Below are 25465 nucleotides of genomic sequence, written 5' to 3' on the forward strand. Positions count from 1 at the left end.
TCATTTATATAACTTAATTATAAACTTGGTATAAGAACCTTTTTCCGATTCGATCTGAACACCACTAGCCTCACCATAAAAAAGTTTAACTCTGTCATTTACATTTTTAATACCTAGTCCAAATTTTTTATTTATATTTCCATCAATGTATTCTCGCAACACTTCTATATCATTACTATCCATGCCTTTACCATCATCCATTACATTTAAATATAAATAAGTTTCATCTGATTCTATAAATATATCAATATTACCATCTTCATCTCTTAGTTTTTCGGAAAGCCCATGTTTAATGGCATTTTCTACCAATGGTTGAATTATTAACTTGAGAATCTGTAAACTTAAAAACTTATCATCAATGTTAATGTGAAGATTTATATGATATTCATACCTCAAAGTCATCAATGAAACATATTTCCTAATATGATTTAATTCTTCATGTAGTGATACAAAATCATTATCCCACCTTATGTTGTATCTCATCATATCTCCTAGTGAAACCAAAGAATCTGCAACCAGATAATTCTCTTCAATTAATGCCATTGCCCTTATGTTCTCCAGTGTATTAAATAAGAAATGTGCGTCTATTTGACTTTTCAATGCTTTTAATTCCGTTTCTTTTCCAATTAACTCCTTTTGAATACTCTCTTGGATTAATCTATCTATTGTCTTCATCATTTCTCGGAAATTATAAGCTAATATGCCGATTTCATCACTACCGTATACTGGTATATCAACAGCTAAATTTCCTGTTCTTACTTGCTTAACTGAATTCAGTATCAAATATAACCTCTTTAAGATAGCTTTTGTAAGAAAATAAATAATGATTGATAATAATATTAATAATAATAAACTCTCAAACAATAAAACTCTTCTTGAATCTTCTATTCCTTGGGTAATATTATTTAAAGGTATAACACAAAGCAAATAGTTACCTGGAATTGATGATTCTCTATAAAGCAAAGTATATTTTTCACTTCCTTGCTTATAATCTATTGCACCTTTACTGTCCTTTAATTTATCCTTAATAAATTCTTTAAACTGCTCTCTATCAAAATTAAAATTATTTAAAAAAGAATTGTTTTCATTTGTATTTAGTTCTAAATTCTCTATATTGAAAAGAAATATTTGTCCACTATTTAAATTATCAACATTAAACATATTGGGGAAAAAATCTTTAGACAACATGTTTATTCTTATTATTCCTAGGTGCTTATTACTAGGGGATTTAAGTTCTTTATAAAAAGAGACTACTAAATTTCCAAATTGTTGATTCGCTATTGAATTAATTTCAATGTCATCATCATATTTGTTTATATTCCAATATGCAGCTCCATTTTTATCAAGAGTTTTCTTATACCAATCATTTTTATAAATTCTATCTTCTCTATATATTAGTGGCCAGATCTCATTAGCTTGTACATTGTTAGTGAATATATTTATTTCTTTTATATTAGGATTACTATTTTGTAGATTTGTTACTTGTTTATATATGGTATCATTAAAATTTATAAGTTCTTTTACATCTATATCTTTTGCACTATCAATATAGTTTAAGACATCCTTATTATTTACTATTGTATTTATCATACTTCGCATAATATATATATTTTTTTCAATAGTATCATACTCAACATTAAGTTCGTAATTATGTTTGTTCAACACATCTTTTTTTGCATTAGCTTCAAGTGATTTAAAGGTATATGCAAAAAACACCATTATCGGAATTGCAATGATTGTTATATAAGAGACTAATAATTTTTTCATTAAACTTCTATTTATTAGTACTTTTCTCAATGGTTTTATAAATGATTCACTATACTTGTTCATATAAATGCTCCTAATCCTACAATCATTTATTTATATTAAGTTTTTTCTTATTTTCCTCAAACTTTTTCTGCTTATAAGCTTGTATCTTTTCATAGCCGTGATTTTTTCTATAGTTCAAAAATTCATTGAATATATCATCAAACTCATTATCATTGTTTGCTATAAGTAAACTTTTCAAAGTGTTTTGCCATTTAAAAGATATTTGAGAATAAGCCACAGCTTCTTCTGTATCTCCATATGGAGTTATCTGATCATATACAGAAAAGTTATAAGTTTTCCCTTTTGTCCAATCTTTTAATAATCGTAAAGGTTCTGGCTCAGTGGAAATCCACTTATCTATATAATTACTATCCATGAGCATCCAATAATTTTCTGTTCCTCCATACTTCTCGTAAAAAGTCTTTCTATCATTATTTAGTAAGTAGGCTATATCTTGTTTAAACTGTTCCTTACCATCAACTTCCTCCCATGAAAAACCTTTTTTTCCTAGATATAAATCCCTATTTCCCTCCTCACTTATCAAATAACTAAGAAACCTTATAGCTCGCTTTGGATCCTTACAACTCTTTGAAACAAGTGTAACAGTCCATCCAGAAATGCTATCAGAAGGTAGTCTTGGTTCATCAAATTTATTGTTTGATGGTCCATTAACCGGTATATAAATCTTATTTTTATCAGCTTCATATATTTTCAATTGCTGTGGTGACATATCACTTCTCTGATAAATCATTGCAAAATATCTTCCTTCAGCAATTTTTTCTTCCATCTGTGCTCTTTTATCAACAAAGACCTCTTTCGAAAGTAATCCAAATTCATTGGCTTTTCTTAAAGTTTTTAACCATGTTATATATTCAGGATCAGTTATGCGATCATAAATTTGACCATCTTTTTCAAAAGGTATTGCCAAAAAATTAGGCAAAATACTATCTAGGGACAAATTGCCTGTGTCATTAAACTCATGTAAACCTAAAGTTATCAATGGCTTTCCATCTACAATAGGAAACTTTTCTTTAGCTTTTTTCAGAGCATTTAAAAATCCTTCAGTAGTCCTCATATCCGGACTTCCTATTGCCTCATATATATCTTTTCTAACCAAAAATGTTTGATTAGAAGGCTTTTCTTCTTTATACTCACTAGTATCTTTTATAGATAAAGAATAATTAGGATAACAATATACGTATCCATCATTTTGTCTATACCATTCTAACTTTTGTTTATCAGTAACCTTAAAAAAATATGCATCATATTTCTCTGCCAATTGATCAAGGGGAAAAACCAACTTATCTTTTATAATAGTTTTATAGTTATCATCCCAAGCGCTTAAAGTTATAAAATCAGGTAACTTACCATTATCTATCATTGCATTTAGCGTTTCTGTCCCATCTCCGCTTGGAGCTATAAAATTTAAACTTACACCTGTTTTTTCTGTAACATACTTTGATACATAATTAGTACCCCACTTAGTTGTAAACCATGGGTAATTAACGTACCAATCAAAAGTTACTGGTGAAGTATCTGACTTCCACCCCTGTTCACTATTTACATTATCTTGTTTACTAGCCCCATCATCTTTTTTCTCAAATGTATTACATGAAATAAAAAACGAATAGACCATAAGAGTTAAAATGGTTATTTTTAAAATTTTTCTGGTTTTCCCTCGCATAAATGATACCTCCGAAGTTAAATCGATTACATTGAATTTAATTGTTATTATAAGATTATAAATTCTAAAACTAACTTATAATAACTTAAATTATTCAGGAAACCTTTTAACTTTATTTCAAGTATATAAAGGTGATCCGCTTAATGAATCCCTTAAATTTCATCTGTAGTTATCTATAATTAATCTAAATTATTAAAATTACTTATTTTGTATAACACATTACTTTATTTTTTAATAAATAATATATTTATTTCGCTACCAAAAGTATATATCTTAACCATGGATTCGGCAAGTGGGTGTAAATAATACAAAAACGTTTTACAAGCTAACTATTTTTCGCACAGTATAACCTTGCAGTAAGACGAACAGCTATAGTTTTAGTAATTATTTTACATTTATTGTTGTTTTTTACATGAGACTATATTATAATAACTTTTGTAAATTTAATTTACACTATGAAAACAAAGAGAGGTTTTTATTTATGAAGAAAAAATTATCAATTTTATTAGCATCAACATTGTTATTTGCATCAATGAATTTTATTAATGCGAGTGCTTACACAACTTCAAACTGGATGGGTTCATTAGATCAAAGCAAGAGTTTATCACAGATATCAATTCCTGGAACGCATGACTCCGCTGCACGTGTTGAAACTATTTCTGGCACTGCAAAATGTCAAAATCTTTCAATAACAGAACAACTAAATTCAGGTGTACGTTACTTAGATATAAGATGTCGCCATATTGAAAATATCTTCGCTATACACCATGGTATGGTATACCAAAAAACAAACTTTGGCGACGTATTAAATGAATGTATAAATTTTTTACATAATAATCCTTCAGAGCGTATTTTAATCAGTATTCAAGAAGAGTATAAATCATCAGATAACACTCGAGGTTTTGATGATACATTAATGATTAATTATATTACCCCAACCAAAAATATGTGGTATACAGAAGATAGAATTCCTACCTTAGAAGAATCTAAAGGAAAAATCGTTTTAATTAAAAAATTCAATAGCAATAAAATAAGTGGAATCACATGGGATAAGCTAAAAATTCAAGATGACTTCGTAGTAAAAGATAACAATGTAAAGTGGAATTCTATTTTAAATGCATATAATTCCGTAAAGAATTCTCAAAATTCAAATTTATTATATATAAACAATACAAGCGGATATAAACCTTTGTTATTTGGAATACCAAGCATCCCTAAAGTTTCTGATGATATCAATTCGAGACTTAGAAATTATTTTAATTCGAATACAAAAGGTAATTTCGGTATCACTGGAATGGATTTTGTTGATCAAGATTTGAGTTCTAAAATTATAGCAACTAATTTCTAATACTTCTATTTACTTTAAGAGAAAGGTTTGTTTTAAAAACATGCCTTTCTTTGGCCTTTTTTTGTATTGCTGATATATTTTCAGCTGCATATGCAAAGGCTTCATTAAAGGAAAGTTAGAGGAAATTAGAAAGATATACGTCACTCTTATTAGAACTTTATGCTTCATCTTACACCTCTTAGTATTTTCACATAAATACCATTATAGTTATAAAATCACAAGTTATCAAATTAAATATCAGCTCGTAGACATTTTTTATGAGGTTTAATATTTTCACTGGAATCAAAATATGTTACGCTAAACTTGTACGGTATTTCATAATAATATATCTTAAAGAAAAACTCTTTATGAGGCTGAGACCTTTCTTAATTTATGATCCTATGATAGCCTTCTAGCAGAATTGGAAAGAAATCATTGATCAGGTGCGACAGATAAAATACATATTTGTTACCACTGATACTACATTTGAAAACTATGGATTAATATTTCAGCTTATTATGAAAATAAAAGATATGTAAGAAGAGGTGCTATTAATATATGAATTATAGTGTAGAATTACTAAGGCAAGAAAATTATAAGCCAACATTTTGGTCTGGAGGCATGGCTACAGAATTGACAACTTATCCTTTAAATTCTGATTATGCCAGTAAAAATTTTTTATGGAGATTGGGAGTTGCTAAGATTGATATACCAGAATCTACTTTTAGCAGTCTACCAAAAATTTCGCGTAAATTGATGGTTATAGAAGGAAGCTTAACTCTTGAACACGAAAATAAGTACAAGAAGCTACTTAGTTCCTTTGAACAAGACGATTTTATGGGCGATTGGACAACTAAAACTTATGGTAAATCTTCTGTTTTCAATTTGATGACAAGAGAAAATTATGATGGTGAATTACTTCATCTTAACATTGGCCCTGGTAAACAACTTAAATTCCAATATAAAACCTCATTAAATAAATCTTTAGTAGCAATTTGCTTTTATACTGTAAATGGTGGATTTAATTCTACTATTGATAATAAAATTTTTGAAACTGTTAAAAATGATTTAGTATTAGTTAACTGTATAAATTCAAGCTATACTCATGAATTCATGCTTTATAACAACTCTTTAGAAACTACTGATATAATAGTAAGCATAATTTATTGTAACTAGCTTGTCTGACTGTAAATTACCTTTACATAAAGATTAACATTATGATTTTTGGGAACTAGCTTTAATCAAAGTAATGTAGCATTTGCTCTATTTAACATCTATACTTCAAGGTTAAAAATCATTTTTACAACTCCTAAATGTATATTTTCAATGGTATAAATATAGAAAAGAAAAAAATAACACACACGTTTACCCTACTTTTTAATATTTCGGCGTGTGTGTTATTTTTTTATTAAATTTTTCGTAAATGTTTAAATGTCTTTTTATTTGGTGCAGGTGACGGGACTTGAACCCGTACGTCATGTGACACACGCCCCTCAAACGTGCCTGTCTGCCGATTCCAGCACACCTGCATATATTTTTCTTACAAAAGCTATTCTATCAGATTTTACTAATAAAATAAAGTGTTTTTTTATTACAAGGGGCGACCTTATTCTACTCTACCGCCACCCCTTAACATACTATATGATTTACCTACAGAACTTTTATGTATATAAGTTTCAGTAAAGAATCTTCATAGGATATATTGGTCTTTCAATATATTCATAGAATTTCGATGATATTTAAATAATGGATCTTTTATAAAATAAAAGAAGACCATTTATTAATTCTTTATTACCCATACCTTTTAAAACAAATAATATCAAAATATAGATTTTTCTTCATAAAAATATCTATAAACCTTTTGATAATGCTTCACCTTTTCTAAATATTTGTCCGTTTCTTCAAAAGGAATATACTTAAGGCTTTTTCCATCATTTGAATATTCCTCATTGCTAAGCCATTTGTTTACATTACCTCTTCCACCATTATAAGCCGCTATAACTAAATCCCAATCTTTAAATTCTAAATACAAATTATTTAGATACCAACATCCAAAGGAAATATTTGTTTCCTCATTAAATAACTCTTCTTCTGTTATATTATTTATCCCTTTTTTCTCAGCAATCCAACTTGCCGTTGATGGAGTAATTTGCATAAGTCCTATAGCCTCTTTATTTGATCTTGCCATAGGTTCAAAATTACTTTCTGTTTTTATTATTGCCACCACTAAGTAAGGGTCTAATTTATATTCTGTTGAATATTTAATTATAACATCATCATATTTTATAGGAAATATCATTCTTCCTATGTTTTTTATATTAACAACAGCTAGTACAACGACTAAAAAAACTATTAATAGCTTATAGGACCTTTTCTTTTTCTTCATTTTTCCCCCTTTAACACCTTTAATAATTTATCAATTTGCTGATATGTCTCTTCCACACTACCAGTATTATCTATAATGTAATCTACATACTTTTTTTTCTCATCTAAAGGAAGTTGAGCATCTATCCTATCATTGACTTGATCTAATGATAACTTATCCCTAGTTGCCACTCTATTCTCTTGTGTTTCTCTATCTACCCAAACTAAGATATTTTTATCCATGGTTTTATGAAGGTTATTTTCAATTAATGTAGGAGCATCTAAAAAAACTATTTTGAGCCCATGTTTCTGATACTTTTCAAATTTTCCATCTATTTCTTTTATTATATATGGAATTATTATATCCTCTAAAAGTTGCTTTTTTTCTTGATCTTTAAAAACAACTTCACCAAGCTTTGCTCTATTTAAACTATTCCCACAAAAATATTCTTCTCCAAAAGTAGTTCTAATATTATTAAGGATCTCAGGATACTTAATCAAAACTTCTCTACTTATAATATCTGCATCAATAATTCTATAGCCTTCTTTTATAAGATATTTTGAAATAGTACTTTTTCCTGAACCTATTCCTCCTGTAATTCCAACCTTTATCATGCTTTCACCTCTACTTTTGATAAATATAAACTATATATGCTTGATCATGAAGCTACACCAAAAGCTTTTCTTTTATCAAAGTATTTGGTCAATTATTTTGACCAAATACTTGTTTTTGAATATCTAACATAAAATCAATTAATTATATCATCTTTATAGATGTTATTTCGCATCATACCAAGTAGTTCCTGTGTTTATATCTACCTCTAAAGGAACAGAAAAATCAATAACTGATTCCATCTCTTTTTTAACAAGTTCTTTTACTGTTTCAAGTTCATCCTTATAGACATTTAGAATTATTTCGTCGTGCACTTGAAGTATTAATGAAGATTTTAATTTTTCTTCTTTTAACCTTTTGGAGACATTTACCATAGCTAATTTTATTATATCTGCAGCACTTCCTTGAATTGGAGCATTCATTGCCAATCTGTCTCCTAATGCTTTAACAATCTTATTTGAGGATGTTATTTCAGGTATAAATCTTCTTCTATTAAAAATCGTATTTACATACAGCTCTTTTTCAGCTTTAGCTATTGTACTACTGATATATTCTTTAACTTTAGGATATCTACTAAAATAAGTATCTATATATTGTTTTGCTTCCTTTTTGGATATTTTTAAATCTTCGCTTAATGCAAAATCACTTATACCATAAACTATTCCAAAGTTAACTGCTTTTGCTGCACTTCTTTTTTCTTTAGTAACTTGGTCTAAAGGAAGGTTAAAAACTTCAGAAGCAGTTTTTGTATGAATATCTATATGCTCTAAATATGCAGTTTTCATATTTTCATCATCAGCCATATGCGCTAATACTCTTAATTCAATTTGAGAATAGTCTGCTGATAATATTAAACTCTCTTCATCATTAGGAACAAAAACCTTTCTAATAGCTCTACCCATCTCATATTTTATAGGTATATTCTGAAGATTCGGTTCTGTACTTGATAATCTACCAGTAGTTGTAACTGTTTGATTAAAACTAGAATGTATCCTTCCATCTTGATCAATTACATGAATAAGCCCTTCAACATAGGTAGAATTAAGTTTAGTCAACTGTCTATAGTATGTAATTTTATCTATTATAGGATGCTTATCCTTAAGCTTTTCAAGTACTTCTGCATTAGTAGAATAACCTGTCTTTGTCTTTTTGATTACAGGTAAATCTAACTTTTCAAAAAGTATCTTACCTAGTTGCTTTGGAGAACTTATGTTGAACTCTTCTCCAGCCATTTCATATATTTCCTTTTGAGATACAGTAATTTCATTGATAAACTTTTCTCTTAATTGGTCGAGTTGCTCTCTGTCAACTTTAAAGCCTACTTTCTCCATATCTGCTAGAACCTTCACTAATGGCAACTCTATTTTATATAAAAGGTCCTCCATTTGAAGTTCTTTGATTTTTTCCTTTAATCTTTGATATAAATTGCTAAGATTTGATATTTCTTGAGAAATATCTTGATATGTTTCATGCAAATAAGTTTCAAAAAGAGTTTTTAGCGTATACTCTTTATCACTGGATTCTATTAAATAAGCAGCGATTTCTGTATCAAAAACAAAATTATTTATATCTATATCCAACTTACTTAAGACTGTAAATAGGTTTTTTGCATTATGAATAATCTTCTCAGAAGTATTTTCAAATAACTTTTTTAGATATTCTTTAGATTTTTCTTCGTTCTCTTCAAAAAGTTTTTGTACTTCTATTTCATAGGATTTTGAATTATGTATATATAGCTTTTCTAATTTCATAAGCGAAAACTTTTCTTTTCCTGATATTTCATGTACTATGAAAAGCTCAGTATCTACGTTTTCTGTAAGTTTTTCAAAGTCAACTAATGTACTTATTTTTTCTATAACTACTTCCACAGCTGGCTTTTGTCCTTGATTTTCTTCTTCTGGCAACTTATTTATAAGACTTTTAAATTGATACTTAAAAAACAATTCTCTAAGTGCCTTCACATCATAGGCTTCTTGAGATTTTATATCATCTAAATCTATATCTATTGGTACATTCGTAATTATTGTCGCTAGCTTTTTACTAAATATCGCATCCTCACAATGACTTTCTAGATTTTCTTTTATCTTTCCTTTTAGTTTATCTAAATTATCTAAAACTCCTTCTATAGATCCATATTCCTTTATTAACTTATACGCTGTTTTTTCACCTATGCCAGGAACTCCCGGAATATTATCAGAAGCATCCCCCATTAATCCTTTTACATCAATAAACTGGGTTGGTGTAACACCATAATCCTCTATCATACGGTTTCTATCGTAAACTTCCCTTTCAGATACGCCTTTTTTCGTAAGTAATACTTTTATGTTATCTGAAGCAAGCTGAAGTGCGTCCCTATCTCCTGTTACTATGTATACTTCTATACCTTCACTCTCAGCCTTTACAGCTAAAGTTCCAATTAAATCATCAGCTTCAAAACCATCGATTTCAAAAATATTGATAGCCATTTTTGATAAAATATCTTTTAAAGGCTCAAATTGCTCATGAAGTTCATCAGGCATCCTTTTTCGTCCAGCTTTATAATCCTGATACTCTTCATGCCTAAATGTCGGCGCCTTTCTATCAAAAGTTGTTACTATATAATCAGGTTTTATATCTTCCCTGATCTTAAAAAGCATATTTATAAAACCAAAAATAGCATTAGTGTGAAGTCCTTCTGCAGTCGTTAGGGGTGGTATTGCATAAAATGCTCTATTCATGAGACTATGACCATCTAAAATAACTAATTTTCCCACCTTATGTCCTCCAAATTATATAAACTATTATAAGACATCTAAAAATCCGATGTCTAAATACATTATTAACATCTTTAATCATTTTATTATAACAAAGATACTCAAATGGGTAAAAGGAAAATAAACTATTTAAAATAAAATAGTTTATTGAAGATACCCTTTTAATAAATTTTCAGTGTTTTCCTTATCTTTTCTTGAAAGCTTATTTTTTGTGGAACTTTTAATATATTTAATCAATACATCTTCGCTATCAGTAACATTACATGCGTCACCACTAAGCCTTACTGTACAATCTTCATTACAAAAGTATACCATTCCATCTACATAGGCTTGTATACCTTTTTTCCTAACAGCTGTACCCAAAGCTGCCATTTGGCTTTTTAATTGTATTAATGGATTATCAATAGGCTTTGAATAATCACCACCATTTTGTCCTCTTTTATTCTGAGTAAGAGTTTTACTTGCCGCATTTCCAGTAATGACACCTTTGTGGTTTTTTACCTCAACAACAAAGATACCATTATCTCCTACCACCACTAAATCTAGCTCACGTCTTCCAGTAGCTGAAGGCACTAAAAGATTATTAAATACAGTATAATTGCTTGGCAAAGACTTTAATAGCCTTCTTACATCATTTTCACCATTAACACCTGAACTTATAATTCTATAGCGTTTTATATTATAGGAACTATATATAAAAGATACTCCTGACACAGAAAGTGCTATATACCATTTTAGATCTATTCTTATAAATAAAAATGTCATGAACCCTATAACTAAAAATCCAAGGATAGCCTTTAATAATTTTATGTTTCTATCCTTCTTAAGCTTACTTTTCCCGTTGTATACTTTACTCACGTCAACACCTTGTATGATGAACACTTAAAAAGCTTCACTATACTGCATCCTCTCTTATCTTATTGTCGTAATTTAATCATATCATAAATTTTTAATTATAGCTTCTCCATCACTGAACTTAAGACTTTTCCTATTGAATCATTAATAACTAAGTCTGCATTATTGTCATATGGTGTTTCTGACTTATTGATTAATACTAACTTATTTCCATTATAATATCTTATAAGTGATGCTGCTGGATAAACAACTAAAGAAGTACCTCCGATTATCAATACGTCAGCTTTTGAAATGGCTTCCACTGCCCCTGTAACTATATCGTCATCTAAACCTTCTTCGTAAAGAACTACATCAGGTTTTACATTACCACCACACTTAGTACAGGTTGGAATACCTTTAGCCTCTAAAATAAATTTTGCATCGTAAGAAGAATGGCACTTTAAACAGTAATTTCTATGAACCGATCCGTGAAGTTCAAAAACGTTTTTAGAGCCTGCCGCTTGATGAAGCCCATCAATATTCTGTGTTACAATAGCTTTTAACTTACCAAGGTCTTCAAGCTTAGCTAAAGCTAAATGAGCTGCATTAGGTTTTGCCTTTGGATAAATGAGTTTATCTTTGTAAAACTTAAAAAATTCCTCAGGATACTTAATATAAAATGTATGTGACACTAATTGCTCTGGAGTGAATGTAATATTTAGCTTTTCATTAAATAAACCATTGGAACTTCTAAAATCTGGAATATTAGACTCAGTACTAACCCCTGCACCACCAAAAAACACTATATTATCACTGTTTCTTATTATTTCTGTTAATCTTTCTATACTCATAAAATGCCTCCATAAAAGCCATAAGTTATATATCTAAATTTAACTAATATATCTTTACACCATATAACTTATCTTATTACTAATAACTATCATATTAAATTTTAACTGCTTAGATTCTTATAGCTTTATTAACTATAATCCACCTTTAGTTATCATACAGCTTATTAAATAACCTCTGAGTTATTTATAAGCTTATAGATATAGTATCCCAAAGTTGAAAAAAGCGCTACTATAAAAATAAGGATAAACCAAAAATTTAGATTTCTCTTTAATAGTATTGCACTTTGAATACTCTGCCAATAAAAATATGAAAGGAATGATAATATTATTGTTTTAATTATCATTAAACATTGTCTAGCTATTCTATATTGATTTTTTGCTGTTTCCTTTGTTATTGGTTTCGGATAATTATATATATGGGGGTACTTTTCTAGAATCGTTATAAAGAAATAAATAATGACCATAGCAATTGGCATCAATAAAAGACTCCCTTTTCCACCCCATTCAGAAATTTGCCCTATTAAATTAAAGTGAGTTGGAACTCTTTCCTGCAATAACCCCCAATATCTATAAGTAATTATTGTGCTAAAAACTAACATCAATATATCAATTATCTCTACGATAGCTTCAAATTCTGAGAGTGGAAGTTTAAAAATAGGTCTTTTCTTATATTTTTTCATTTCCCAACTCATCTCCTTTTCCCACATAATATTTTTTACAAATTACATCCTTATAGTAATTTATTTTCAATATCTTGAAAATAGTGTTACAATTATTATGCACTCATAATAATTATATCCATTTCTAGGATGTATATACCATTGACTACAAGGGAATTTAGATATTAAATAAAAAGTGTATATCTATACAATTTGGAGGTGTTTTTATGAATAAGAAAATAGGATTGATAGGCAGCGGTAATATGGCTCAAGCTATCATTGGTGGAATAATAAATTCAAAGCTTACTAATTCAGAAAACATAGTAGTTAGTGACAAATCTGAAGAAGCTTTAAATACTGTAAAAGAAAAATACAAAGTTGAAACTACAACTGATAATGTATATGTTGCTTCAAAGTCAGAAATATTAATTTTGGCTGTAAAACCAAACATATATCCTGTAGTTATAAAGGAAATTAAAGGAGCGGTTGATGATTCTACAATAATCGTATCTATTGCTGCTGGAAAATCTATAAGTTCAATAGAATCAGCATTTGGAAAACCTATAAAATTAATAAGAGTAATGCCTAATACTCCTGCCATGGTAGGTGAAGGAATGGCTGCCCTTTGCCCTAACACAGAAGTTCCAGAAGATGAAATATCTGATGTCCTTGCTATTTTCAATAGCTTTGGTAAAGGAGAAGTAATAGATGAAAAACTTATCGATGCAGTTACTGCCGTTAGTGGATCATCCCCTGCTTATGTTTATATGTTTATCGAAGCTCTTGCTGATGGTGCTGTACTTCAAGGTATGCCAAGAGACAAAGCATATAAATTTGCTGCTCAAGCAGTTCTTGGTTCTGCAAAAATGGTGTTAGAAACAGGTGAACATCCTGGAAAACTTAAAGACAACGTATGCTCACCAGGAGGTACAACTATTGAAGCTGTAGCAACTTTAGAAAAGCTTGGCTTTAGATCTGCTGTTATAAGTGCTGTAAATACTTGTGCAGAAAAATCACAAAAAATGAGCCAATAATTATCCTTACATAATTTATGATAAAAGTTAGGGGGCTATATATTCTTCAAATTTAATTAACCTAGAAGTTTATTCTATGTTAATGCTAGAATTAACTATGTAAAGTTATCAAATTTTAGAATGCCATTTGACATTCTCATGAATAACAGAAATTTTTAGCAATAATCCATAAGTTATTGAATAATAATAAGATAAAGTAATCTTTATTGTTCATACAAAAGATATCTTATATGAAATACCATATGGATAGTAGCTATCATAAATAATATACATTTAGGTTACAAAAACTTCTAGAAGGATATTGGAGGGGAATGAATATTATGAAGAAATTAGAAATTATAATTAATCCAGGTAGATTAGAAGAACTTAAAGAAGAATTAAATAACCTAGGAATTAAAGGCATGATGATTACAAATATCATGGGGTTTGGTAATCAAAAAGGGACTACTCAATACTATAGAGGAACCGAAATAGAAGTAAACCTTTTACCAAAAATAAAAGTTGAAATAGTAGTATCAGCTGAGGATCTTGAAGGAATAATTGATAGTATTTGTAAGGTAGTTTCTACTGGAAATATTGGTGATGGAAAAATATTTATCTATAATGTAGAAGATGCAGTTCGTATTAGAACTGGCGAAAGAGGCAACTCTGCTATATAAAAACTTTATAAAAAATTAATAGTTAAAACCTCTCTAATTCATGTAAACTATGAATTAAAGAGGTTTTAACTTTCTATGGTAAATCACTCTAATTGTTAGAAGTCAAAGTTATTAAAGAAATTTGCCCCCTAACAAAAAGTCTTATTGGAAACCTTGTAGTACCAACGCCACTGTCAATATATAGTTTAAGATTTCTTATATTAAATAACCCTTTATCATACCTAGAAGAAATCCCATCCTTATCCTTTAAAAATGGTCTTATGAATGGTAATCTTATCTGTCCGCCGTGAGTATGCCCACTTAAAATTAAATCAATTTTTGAAACCCCTTCAAACCTTGTAATCTGTGGCTTATGAGATAATAATATAGTATAAGTATTACTATCTAAATTATTTTTTGCTTCCTCAAAATCGCAATATATAGGGAAACAATCTATTCCACATAAATTAATTTTCATTCCTCTTACTTCCACTATATCCATCTTATTGTTCAAAAGTTTTATCCCTATATTCTCAAGGTGTTCTAGAAACTCAAATAACTTACCACTCTTCCATTCGTGATTTCCATTTACAAAATACACTCGTTTATTTATCTCAACTATTTTTCTTAATAAACTGTATACATTTTTATATGATTTTGTTCGTTTATCTATTATATCTCCAGTAATTACTACTATATCTGGTCTCTCTTCCCTAATCTTCGAAATAATTTGAGAGTTAACCTTTGAATTATGATAATCACTAAGTTGAAATATCTTTATGTAATCACCATTATCGATTTTATCTGTCTTTATTACTAATCTATTAGTCTTTATAAACTTTATTTCAAAAACAATATATAAAATTATTATTATCAGTAAACTAAATATATATTTGGCTTCAAACATAAACTATTCCTTGTTTTCATAAATATTTTTAGCGTCAGGGAATGGTTCTAAGGCTCTATCTAACATTCCATTCAAATAAGCTATTAGTATTCCATAGTTTACTATTGGTACCTGATATACTTTGGCATCATCAATTCGTTTAAGCATTGCCTTTCTATTTATCATGCAGGCTCCACAGTGCACTATCAAAGAATACTTCTTAACATCTTCAGTAAAAGTTCCTCCTGAGCTATGATGAAACTCCAGATTCTTGCCGGTTTTTTCTTTAATCCACTTGGGAATTTTCACCGCTCCAATATCATCTTCCTGCCTATGATGAGTGCAAGCCTCTGAAATAAGAATTTTATCTCCATCCTTTAGTTTCTCTAGTACTTTAACACCTTTGATCAGTTCTGTAAGTTCTCCCTTATATCTTGCAAAAACTATAGAGAACCCTGTTAATTTTATGTCCTTTGGGACTACTTTGGACACCTTTGAAAAAGCTTGAGAATCAGTTATTACAAGTTTTGGGGACTCCTTTAAGCTTTCCAAAGTTTCTTTTAATGTATTTTCTTTTGTAACCATAGCTATAGCATCACTATCTAAAAGTTCCCTTATTACTTGTTGCTGTGGAAGAATCATTCTTCCCTTTGGAGCACCTGTATCAATTGGAGTAACAAGAACTACTACATCTTTTGGTTCTACAAGTCCTTCTAATAATCTAAAATTCTCTTTATCTTGAGGAATTAAAAAACTTATCTTTTCTTTAACCTCATTTATTCCAACTTTCGTAACTGCTGAAACTTTAAGAACCTCACAATCAAACTCTTTTTTTAAATTCTCAATTTCATTAACTTCAAAGTTTCTTTCATCTATTTTATTCATTAGAATCATCAAAGGAATTTTCTTTTTCTTCACTTCTGCTATGATTTCTTTATCATAGCCTGTTATTCCTTTTGTACTATCTGCTACAATTAGAGCAATATCAGTTTTATTTAGAACTTCAAGGGTTTTATTTCTTCTTAAATCTCCAAGTTCCCCAACATCATCAAGTCCTGCTGTATCTATTATAACGCAAGGTCCAATGGGCAATATTTCAATAGACTTATATACAGGATCTGTTGTAGTTCCTTCAATGTCAGATACTATCGATAATTGTTGATTTGTTATGGCATTTATTACACTAGATTTTCCTGCATTTCTTTTCCCAAACAAAGCTATATGTACTCTTTCACTTCTTGGTGTTGCATTTAAACTCATCTTTTCCTCCTAAACACAATAAATTACGTGTATTTACCTATACAAATATTTTTAAAAAGATTTAAATTTATTTATTACATGTTTCTTCTTTATCAACTACTTAAGTTATAAATTTTATATAGTTAATTTATTATAGCTAATTGTATACCACATTTTTTTTTATTTCAACTAATGTCTTCAACGTTCCTAAATTGCATTTTATTTATTTATTTATTTATTTATTTATTTATTTTAAATACCAAACAAATAGGTCTAACTAATAAAAGCCTTGAATTATACATTAGCTGCAGTTTCTATATATCAAACTACATAATAATTCAATATATTATTTGTAACCAATATTCTTAATTCAAAGCTTTTATTATTAACTTTTTCTTTCTATATTTTTTATATATTCATAATAATTTTTCTCATTATATCCTTTAATCATTTCAGTTAAACTTACTTCAGCTGAATCTTGTTTAATCTTTAAGGTATTCATTAGATCCTTAAGATTAGATTTAAGTATTTTGAGATTATCAATTGTATAATTTATGTTTTCTTTTAAAAGCCACTCCACAAAATATCCTTCTGTAAAATAGTTTGCTTTCTTTTGATATTCCTCATATTCTTTGATAACTTTCATATGAATTACAGAAGTTTCAATCTCCCTTTGAAATTTGCTTAAAAGGTATATTACTTCAATAGATTTATCTTTTGTATCATTTAAATGGCTACACTTTATAGATTTAGCTATTACTCCTGAGTTTTTTTCGTTACCGCTGTTCCATCTCTCTATATAAGTCAAATACTCGAGTAATTTCTTTATACTAGAATATGCGGCTTTTCCCAGATTATTTAGTTCTCTTAATTCCTTTATGTCAGTACTAATCCTAGCCACATCCTCATAAACCTCATCAAAATCGATGCTAGTATTATTATCGAAAGGCCCATTCTTATTATTCGTTTCGCTGATTAAAAATAGCTTAGAGTCAACTTCATAGAGCTCATCTTTTAGCTTTCTTGTGAGCAACTTACATTGGTCGAGTTTTAGCTTACAAAGTACGTATTTTTGTTCGTAATTATCTTCTATTAACCTATATATCAATACTCCTAAAGCCTCTATCTGACAGTTATCCATATTTACAAGTATAGTTATTAATTCATTTACAAGACTTGAAAAGATAACCTTTTCTTTTTCCAATCTATTTTCTATGCTGCTGTAAAGCTTCTTAAGCCTCCCATTTTCTCTAAGCTTTTCTTTTGTGATGACCATTTCTAGGTAATTTTTTTCCTTCATAAAATCATCTCCTTATACAAAATCAAAGCTCTATTATCTTTTTCCATAGATACACTTTTGTTCTTAAATGTGCTACATAAGTATATAAATCTTATTTACATCAACAACTTATTATCTTTAAACTACTTCTATTTTTGACATTTGCGTTACTAATCTATTTGTATCTGCAGTTTCCCTATCTTGGAAATAATAGTATCTTATTTCTATTATGTTGATAAATTTTTAAAACTAACCTATTATAGTTAAAGTAAGTATTTATAGATATACAGTATAAAACTATGTTTCCATAGTATCCAAAGGTAAACAATTGATTTATAATCCTAAATAAAAGGTTATATTTATCAATATATGCAACAGGCAATAAAAATGTTATTAAAATTCCCTATTTACTATCCTATTGAAAGGTGGACAATAAAATGCTTGGAACCATAATAAATTTTCTCTCAATTTTATTAGGAGGAATCATTGGTTTATTACTTAAAGGTAAGTTATCTGAAAAAATTAGTACCACAATAGTCAATGGTTTGGCTTTGTGTGTTCTTTATATTGGGATTAGTGGGGTACTTAAGTCAAATAATACACTTTTAGTAGTCATATCTATAGCCTTAGGTGCTTTCATCGGAGAAGTTATAGATATAGATAAACGTATTAACTCTCTAGGTATAAAATTGGAAAAGAGCCTTAAGACTTACAATCAAGGCTCTATATCAGAAGGATTTGTAACTTCAACTCTACTTTTTTGCGTAGGTGCAATGGCTATAGTAGGTTCTCTTGAAAGTGGACTAAAAGGAAATCATTCAATAATTTATACTAAATCTATTTTAGATGGTGTTTCATCTATTATTTTCGCATCATCCTTAGGAATAGGCGTACTTATATCTTCCATATCAGTACTTGTTTATCAAGGTATAATCGTTTTGGGAGCTTCATCTCTTACTAATATACTTAGTCCTGAAGTAGTAACAGAAATCTCAGCTGTAGGAAGTCTTCTTATTTTAGGTTTAGGACTAAATATGCTCGGAATTGTTAAAATAAAGGTTGCTAATCTTTTACCAGCTATGTTAATTCCCATAATTTATTTAGCAATATTTTAGAAAATCTCTATTATAACTCTTGTAACTATTGCACTATTTTTGTCAACTTGTTATTATTTAATGTAGAAAAACTTTTATATTTAGGGGGCAAATACACATGACCAACACTATCGTCGCAAAATTTGGAGGAAGTTCTCTCGCAAGTTCGGAACAATTTAGAAAAGTAAAAGAGATTGTTGACGCAAAACCAGAAAGAAGATATATTGTACCTTCTGCACCTGGTAAACGTAATGGTAAAGACTTTAAAATTACTGACTTATTATATCTATGTCATGCTCACGTTGAAAGTGGCATTGCTTTTGATGACGTATTTAAACTAATCGCAGACAGATATATTAGCATAACGCAAGAATTAGATATTGATCTTGACATACAAGTTCATCTTGAAAAAGTTAAATCAGACCTAATGGACGGTGCTTCAAAGGACTACGCAGCAAGTAGAGGGGAATACTTAAACGGAATAGTTCTTGCTAAATTTTTAGGTTATGAATTTGTTGACGCAGCTGATTTAATAATCTTCGGTGAAAATGGTTGTTACGATCCACTAAAGACTCAAAGCAACATTCAAGAAAAATTAAAAAACATACCTAATGCAGTTATACCTGGTTTCTATGGTGCAACTGAAGAAGGTGAAATACTTACCTTTACAAGAAGCGGGTCAGATGTTACAGGTTCTATAATAGCAGCTGGAGTTAAAGCTAAGCTTTATGAAAATTGGACAGACGTTTCAGGTTTCCTTATGGCTGACCCAAGAATAGTAGAAAATGTACAAACTATAGAAAAAATTACTTATAAGGAACTTAGAGAATTATCGTATATGGGAGCTTCAGTTCTTCATGAAGAAGCTATATTCCCAGTTCGTGATCTTGGTATTCCAATAAATATTAAAAACACTAATTGCCCAGAACATCCTGGAACGCTTATAGTAGACGACAGCTACGAAAATACATCTCACGGTAAAATCACTGGAATAGCAGGAAGAAAAGATTTCTCTGTTATCTCAATAGAAAAGGCACTAATGAACTTAGAACTTGGCTTCTGTAGAAAAATTTTATCTATCCTTGAAATGTACGGAGTATCTTTTGAAAGTATGCCATCTGGAATAGATTCTATGTGTTTTGTTATAGCTGATTCTCAGTTAAAAAATAAAAAGGAAAAAATTGTTGAAGAAATCAAGCGTCAATGTAATCCTGATTCTATAGAGGTTTATCCAAATATGGCTGTTATCGCAACAGTTGGAAAAGGTATGGCTCAATCTCCTGGTATAGCATCAACTATTTTTAGAGCTTTAGCGGAAGCACATATTAATATTAGAATGATAAATCAAGGTTCTAGTGAAATGAACATATTAACTGGAGTTGAAACTGACGATTTTGAAAAAGCAGTTAATGCAATTTATAGAGCTTTTAATGAATAGACTCTAGTATTTCGAGACACTATGGATATTTTTTCATAGTGTCTTTATTAATTTACTTTAACTTACGGTTAACATAAACTTTCTTTTTTTATATTACCATCACAAATATAATTACATATAGATAACACTACTAAAGGGCTCACAAATCACTTCGTCTACTTTCATTCAGATTTGTTTCACATGTCAACTTAGTAAACTTTTCCTTAATATTTTCGATAAAATCCAGTAAACTAAAGTGAGCCCTATTTCTAATATTACTTCTCTACTTTTACCCTCCACATATATATTAAATAAAGACTTTTCATAGCATCGCCAAAGTTTTCAATATCTTTCTTATAGCTTCAGCACCAAAACTTATATATGTTTCAATATGAAGATTGAACAAATTATGTCTAAATTCAATATTTAAGGATTTAGACAAATTAGAGGTTATATTTACAATTATTTATATACATGGTATAATTATAAGTATTTAGTGACATAAAACTTTTTCTGAATACGTTTTCTTATCGTTTATATTCGTTATAAAATGGCGAATAAAATATTTATTAAGTATGGAGGGGTTATTATGAAAAAATTAGGTTCTATCTTAGCTAGCGTGGTTATGTTAGCTTCTATCACAGCACCATTAAAGGCACCAGTAAAAGTGTCAGCTACAGAAAATTACAACTACGGGGAAGCATTACAAAAGGGAATTATGTTCTATGAATTTCAAAGATCAGGAGACTTACCTGAAAACGGTAGAAATAACTGGCGTGGAGATTCTGGATTGACTGATGGTAAAGACAATGGTCTAGATCTTACTGGAGGTTGGTATGATGCTGGAGATCACGTAAAATTCAATTTGCCAATGGCTTACACTGTTTCAATGTTATCATGGAGTGTTTATGAAAGTCGTGGTGCATATGAAAAAAGTGGTCAACTTCCTTACATATTAGACAATATAAAATGGGCTACAGATTACTTGATAAAATGCCATCCAAGTCCAAATGAATACTACTATCAAGTTGGTGATGCTGCAGCGGATCATTCATGGTGGGGATCTGCGGAAGTTATGCCAATGGCAAGACCATCATTTAAAGTTGATACAGCTAATCCCGGATCAGCTGTCGTAGGACAAACTGCCGCTGCGTTAGCAGCAGCTTCAATAATTTTCAAGGATACAGATCCTTCTTATTCTGAGCTTTGCTTAAAGCACGCAAAAGAATTATTCACTTTTGCAGATACTACAAGAAGTGATGCTGGATATAAGGCAGCTCAGGGATGTTATAGTTCATGGAGTGGTTTTTATGATGAATTAACTTGGGCGGCTACATGGCTGAATATGGCAACTGGCGACTCAGCTTATCTTGATAAGGCAGAGTCTTATGTGCCAAACTGGGGAGTAGAGCTTGGAACAAGCACGCCTAAATATACTTGGGCGCATAATTGGGATAACTGTATCTTTGGTTCTTACTTACTACTTGCTAGGTTGACAAATAAACCACTTTATAAAGAATGCGCAGAAAGAAATTTAGATTGGTGGTCAACAGGCGTTGGTACACAAAGAGTACCATATAGCGCAAAAGGGCTAGCAGTTTTAGATATGTGGGGATCTCTTAGATACGCAACAACTCAAGCTTTCCTTGCAAGTGTTTATGCTGATTGGTCTGGTTGTGATGTTACAAAGGCAACTGCTTATGAAAATTTTGCAAAGAGTCAAATTGATTATGCTCTTGGAAGCACTGGAAGAAGTTTTGTAGTAGGCTTTGGGGAAAATTCTCCAACACATCCTCATCATAGAACTGCACACAGTACTTGGATGGGATATTTAACATGTAATATTCCTGATTACAGTAGGCATACGCTTTATGGAGCATTAGTTGGAGGTCCAGATACTAGCGATAAGTACACTGATGACATAAATAACTATCAAAATAATGAGGTTGCTTGTGATTATAATGCAGGCTTTGTTGGGATCCTTGCTAAAATGTACGACAAATACGGTGGTACACCAATTGAAAATTTCAAAGCTATTGAAACGCCAGTTGATGAATACCTAGCTTATGGTAGTTCAAGTGGAACTAGTGGAAATGAACTTCAATTAATGGTTTCTATTCGTAATCAAACTGGTTGGCCAGCAAGAGGTAGTGATAAACTATCTGCTAGATACTTTATGGATATTACAGAAGAAATTAAAGCTGGTATAAAACCAAGTGACTTTACAGCAAAGGCTAGTACCTCAGGAGTTAAACTTTCTGGGCTTATACCTTGGGATGTTGATAAAAACATATACTATATAAATATTGATTTTACAGGAACTAATATCTCTCCTATAAACAACAACACTTACAAAAAAGATGTTTATATGTCGATAGGTATTCCTTATGGAACAGCGATAAACTGTGCAAATGATTTCTCATTCCAAGGGCTTACAGCTACTACTGGTGGACAAGATGGAGTTAAAACAAAATATATTCCTATCTACGATAATGGAGTAAAGGTTGCTGGTGAAGAACCTACTCTAATAGTTAACCCTACTATAAAAAAGGGTGATGTTAATAATGATACAAAGATATCTGCCATGGATCTTGCACTACTGAAGAAACATATTATGGGTACCTCAACCTTAACAGGAGATGCATTTACAGCAGCAGATGTAGATTCAAATGGGAAAGTAAATTCAATAGATTTAGCTTTATTGAAAAAATACATTTTAGGTCAAATAACTAGTTTCTAGTTTTATTAACACTTACATAAGAAAACAGGTCTTTGTAATACTTACAAAGACCTGTTCCCTTATATAATTTTACATTTCTTCACAATACAGAAACTAGATAATAATTAAAGTTTCTTTATCCATCTCAACTTTAACAGCACTGGAAATTATCAATGAAATTTTAAGAAATGAATACCTCTTAAAAGTTAAAAACCTATTCAATCTCAGATATGAGTTTTTCTAACTCTTTCTTAATGAACATATCTTTATCTATCATCATTTCGTCCATAACCTCTGTTACATACCATAAATGAAATTGTTCAGTTTCTGGATGTATAAGCCCCACAAGTTCTCCCTTTCTATCCATTAGCAAATCGCAAATTTCAAGAACGGAATAACTATACTTTAACGTTTCTATTATTTCATCTACATTTTTATTTAACCCTTTAGCACTTAAAACACTTTTATTAATAAAATCTAATGCCTGTTGCCGTTCTTCTCCTTCAATCCTTTCATACATGATTGATTGTTGCAGAGATAATATCAGCCGTTCATCATAAGCTATGCATAACTCATAAGCAGCTTCCATGTGATATCTAAGATAAGGTTGCATTTCTACTAAATCTTCCTCTGTCAAATAGCCTCGATTTATTTTATTTCTTAAGATTTTCTCTTCCATATCAATTTTTTTAGATATCCATCCTATATCTCTTTCATGTACTTTCAGATAATTTCGAATCATCTGTGAAACTTCTTGTTTATTTATTATCTTACTTGAGTTTGGAAAATAAATAACGTCACCCATTTTTCTACCTCGTTGTTGTTTGATTATCTGCTATTATAGACATAAACAATAAATTATAAGCAAATTTGAAATAAAATCTTTACCCTCTAAGTTTTTCTAACAATTCACTCATATCAGCAGGAAGCTCTGCCTCGATATTTATTATCCTTCCATCTCTTGGATGCGGAAAAGAAAGACTAAATGCATGAAGTGCTTGCCTTTTAATATATTGATCTTCCAACTCACCATAAAGTGAATCTCCAAAAATAGGGCAACCTAAATGACTTAGATGTACTCTTATTTGATGTGTTCTACCTGTTTCTAAAGTAAGCTTTAATAATTGTGCATTTGAGTAAGTTTCTATAACTTTATAGTGGGTTATACTCCTTTGTCCTCTATCATCAATAATCCTTTTAATAGGCTCATCCTCTTCTTTATAAATAGGCAAATCTATAGTTCCAAAATCGGCTTCCATTTTCCCATGAACGATTGCTAAATATTGCTTCTTAAACTCCTCTTTATTCATGTCTCTTTGTAATGACATATGACTGAATTGATTTTTAGCTACAATTATAAGACCAGAAGTATTCATATCCAACCTACTGACTAAACGTACAATACAATTTTCCCCTTTTTCTTTAAAGTAGTATAAAAGACCATTCGCAAGAGTTCCATAAGGGTAATTTTTAGTAGGATGAACTACAATAAATGGAGGTTTATTTAGAACTATAATATCAGAATCTTCGTAAGCGACTTTCAGCGGTATATTTTCTGGTTCAATATCTTGACTTTCTTCCTTATTTAATTTTACTTCTATTACATCTCCAGCCTTCAATACATAATTTAATTTTATAACTTTATTATTTGCAAAAATATTTTTTGCCAAAGCTGATGCTCTACAAAACCTTGAAGAGAAATTATTTTTTAGTTTTAAGAACTCTTTTATCTTCATACCTTCATCTTCTTTTGTTATATTAAACGTAATCTTATTTTCCATGATTCACCTCTTAAGTTTTGCACAAAAATGGCTATGCCTTTTGACATAGCCATTCTCAATGTAATAAATTAATAATGCGACTATTCTACTAGTGCAATTACTTCTATTTCAATTGGAGCATTTTTAGGTAATTTTGATACCTGAACACAAGATCTTGCTGGTTGTTTAACTGCAAAATACTTAGCATATACCTCATTAACAGCATCAAAATCTTCCATATCTCTTAAAAAGATCATAGTCTTAATGACTTTATCAAAAGATGTTCCAACTTCATCTAATATCCCTTTAACATTTTCTAGGCATTGAGTTGTTGCTCGCTTGATGTCATATTTTATAAGTTCTCCTGTTGCTGGTACAATCGGTAATTGTCCTGAAGTATATAAAATATTTCCAACCTTAACCGCTTGCGAATAAGGTCCAATAGCTCCTGGTGCATTACTGGTACTTATAATTTCTTTCTCCATTTTTTGTTCCTCCTCATATT

At 29.9% G+C, this 25465-nt stretch carries 21 protein-coding genes and 1 tRNA gene; 7 read left to right on the forward strand and 15 right to left on the reverse strand.

Annotated elements, in window-relative coordinates; all coding sequences use genetic code 11:
* Window positions 1-1830 (reverse strand): sensor histidine kinase, encoded by a 1830-nt coding sequence (locus tag CLOCEL_RS13615; protein WP_010076611.1) that lies wholly within the window; start codon window positions 1828-1830, stop codon window positions 1-3.
* Between the two features lie 22 nt (window positions 1831-1852).
* Window positions 1853-3493, reverse strand: a complete 1641-nt coding sequence (locus tag CLOCEL_RS13620; RefSeq protein WP_010076612.1) for a type 2 periplasmic-binding domain-containing protein — start codon at window positions 3491-3493, stop codon at window positions 1853-1855.
* A 481-nt stretch (window positions 3494-3974) separates the two neighbouring features.
* Here CLOCEL_RS13620 and CLOCEL_RS13625 point away from each other — a divergent pair, with 481 nt between their 5' ends.
* Both CLOCEL_RS13625 and CLOCEL_RS13630 read left to right on the forward strand, forming a co-directional pair.
* Complete coding sequence (locus tag CLOCEL_RS13625) at window positions 3975-4841, forward strand: phosphatidylinositol-specific phospholipase C (protein ID WP_010076613.1); 867 nt, start codon at window positions 3975-3977, stop codon at window positions 4839-4841.
* 537 nt (window positions 4842-5378) lie between these two features.
* Window positions 5379-5996, forward strand: a complete 618-nt coding sequence (locus CLOCEL_RS13630; protein ID WP_010076614.1) for a HutD family protein — start codon at window positions 5379-5381, stop codon at window positions 5994-5996.
* A gap of 268 nt (window positions 5997-6264) precedes the next feature.
* Here CLOCEL_RS13630 and CLOCEL_RS13635 read toward each other — a convergent pair.
* From CLOCEL_RS13635 to CLOCEL_RS13665, 7 genes are all read right to left on the reverse strand, one after another.
* Window positions 6265-6349: transfer RNA gene (locus CLOCEL_RS13635), tRNA-Leu, on the reverse strand.
* Window positions 6350-6639: 290 nt separating this feature from the next.
* The gene (locus tag CLOCEL_RS13640; RefSeq protein WP_010076615.1) at window positions 6640-7206 is read right to left on the reverse strand and encodes a lytic transglycosylase domain-containing protein; all 567 of its coding nucleotides are present in this window, start codon (window positions 7204-7206) and stop codon (window positions 6640-6642) included.
* Window positions 7203-7799, reverse strand: a complete 597-nt coding sequence (coaE, locus tag CLOCEL_RS13645) for a dephospho-CoA kinase (protein WP_010076616.1) — start codon at window positions 7797-7799, stop codon at window positions 7203-7205. Before coaE ends, CLOCEL_RS13640 begins: the two co-directional genes overlap by 4 nt.
* A gap of 162 nt (window positions 7800-7961) precedes the next feature.
* Window positions 7962-10550 carry a DNA polymerase I gene (gene polA, locus CLOCEL_RS13650; RefSeq protein WP_010076617.1) on the reverse strand — a complete coding sequence of 863 codons (2589 nt, stop codon included), beginning with the start codon at window positions 10548-10550 and terminating at the stop codon, window positions 7962-7964.
* A 144-nt stretch (window positions 10551-10694) separates the two neighbouring features.
* A complete protein-coding gene (locus CLOCEL_RS13655) occupies window positions 10695-11408 on the reverse strand; it encodes a nuclease-related domain-containing protein (protein WP_013291790.1) in 714 nt (237 codons plus the stop codon).
* Between the two features lie 95 nt (window positions 11409-11503).
* Entirely contained in the window at window positions 11504-12235 is a 732-nt protein-coding gene (locus CLOCEL_RS13660) for an NAD-dependent protein deacylase (protein ID WP_010076619.1), read from the reverse strand.
* A 164-nt stretch (window positions 12236-12399) separates the two neighbouring features.
* Window positions 12400-12915, reverse strand: a complete 516-nt coding sequence (locus tag CLOCEL_RS13665; protein ID WP_013291791.1) for a DUF1648 domain-containing protein — start codon at window positions 12913-12915, stop codon at window positions 12400-12402.
* 206 nt (window positions 12916-13121) lie between these two features.
* Here CLOCEL_RS13665 and proC point away from each other — a divergent pair, with 206 nt between their 5' ends.
* Both proC and CLOCEL_RS13675 read left to right on the forward strand, forming a co-directional pair.
* A complete protein-coding gene (proC, locus tag CLOCEL_RS13670) occupies window positions 13122-13928 on the forward strand; it encodes a pyrroline-5-carboxylate reductase (protein ID WP_010076621.1) in 807 nt (268 codons plus the stop codon).
* 320 nt (window positions 13929-14248) lie between these two features.
* Entirely contained in the window at window positions 14249-14587 is a 339-nt protein-coding gene (locus CLOCEL_RS13675; RefSeq protein WP_010076622.1) for a P-II family nitrogen regulator, read from the forward strand.
* An 88-nt stretch (window positions 14588-14675) separates the two neighbouring features.
* Here CLOCEL_RS13675 and CLOCEL_RS13680 read toward each other — a convergent pair whose 3' ends face one another.
* From CLOCEL_RS13680 to CLOCEL_RS13690, 3 genes are all read right to left on the reverse strand, one after another.
* Entirely contained in the window at window positions 14676-15473 is a 798-nt protein-coding gene (locus CLOCEL_RS13680) for a metallophosphoesterase (RefSeq protein WP_010076623.1), read from the reverse strand.
* Between the two features lie 3 nt (window positions 15474-15476).
* Window positions 15477-16712, reverse strand: coding sequence for a [FeFe] hydrogenase H-cluster maturation GTPase HydF (hydF, locus tag CLOCEL_RS13685; protein WP_010076624.1), 1236 nt, complete (start codon window positions 16710-16712; stop codon window positions 15477-15479).
* Between the two features lie 364 nt (window positions 16713-17076).
* Window positions 17077-17991 (reverse strand): hypothetical protein, encoded by a 915-nt coding sequence (locus tag CLOCEL_RS13690; RefSeq protein ID WP_010076625.1) that lies wholly within the window; start codon window positions 17989-17991, stop codon window positions 17077-17079.
* A 416-nt stretch (window positions 17992-18407) separates the two neighbouring features.
* Between CLOCEL_RS13690 and CLOCEL_RS13695 the strand changes: the two genes are divergently transcribed.
* The 3 genes from CLOCEL_RS13695 (at window position 18408) to CLOCEL_RS13705 (ending at window position 23221) form a co-directional block, all read left to right on the forward strand.
* Window positions 18408-19085: a DUF554 domain-containing protein gene (locus tag CLOCEL_RS13695; RefSeq protein WP_010076626.1), complete on the forward strand. Its 678-nt coding sequence runs from the start codon at window positions 18408-18410 to the stop codon at window positions 19083-19085.
* 97 nt (window positions 19086-19182) lie between these two features.
* Entirely contained in the window at window positions 19183-20502 is a 1320-nt protein-coding gene (locus tag CLOCEL_RS13700) for an aspartate kinase (RefSeq protein ID WP_010076627.1), read from the forward strand.
* Window positions 20503-21070: 568 nt separating this feature from the next.
* Window positions 21071-23221 carry a glycoside hydrolase family 9 protein gene (locus CLOCEL_RS13705; RefSeq protein ID WP_010076628.1) on the forward strand — a complete coding sequence of 717 codons (2151 nt, stop codon included), beginning with the start codon at window positions 21071-21073 and terminating at the stop codon, window positions 23219-23221.
* A gap of 193 nt (window positions 23222-23414) precedes the next feature.
* Here CLOCEL_RS13705 and CLOCEL_RS13710 read toward each other — a convergent pair whose 3' ends face one another.
* The 3 genes from CLOCEL_RS13710 to CLOCEL_RS13720 form a co-directional block, all read right to left on the reverse strand.
* Window positions 23415-24005: a hypothetical protein gene (locus CLOCEL_RS13710; protein WP_010076629.1), complete on the reverse strand. Its 591-nt coding sequence runs from the start codon at window positions 24003-24005 to the stop codon at window positions 23415-23417.
* A 79-nt stretch (window positions 24006-24084) separates the two neighbouring features.
* On the reverse strand, window positions 24085-24981 hold the full coding sequence (locus CLOCEL_RS13715) for an RluA family pseudouridine synthase (protein ID WP_010076630.1): 897 nt from the start codon (window positions 24979-24981) through the stop codon (window positions 24085-24087).
* An 80-nt stretch (window positions 24982-25061) separates the two neighbouring features.
* A complete protein-coding gene (locus CLOCEL_RS13720) occupies window positions 25062-25445 on the reverse strand; it encodes a RidA family protein (RefSeq protein ID WP_010076631.1) in 384 nt (127 codons plus the stop codon).
* Window positions 25446-25465 lie beyond the last annotated feature (20 nt).

The organism is Clostridium cellulovorans 743B (assembly GCF_000145275.1).
Classification (GTDB): Bacteria; Bacillota; Clostridia; order Clostridiales; family Clostridiaceae; genus Clostridium_K; species Clostridium_K cellulovorans.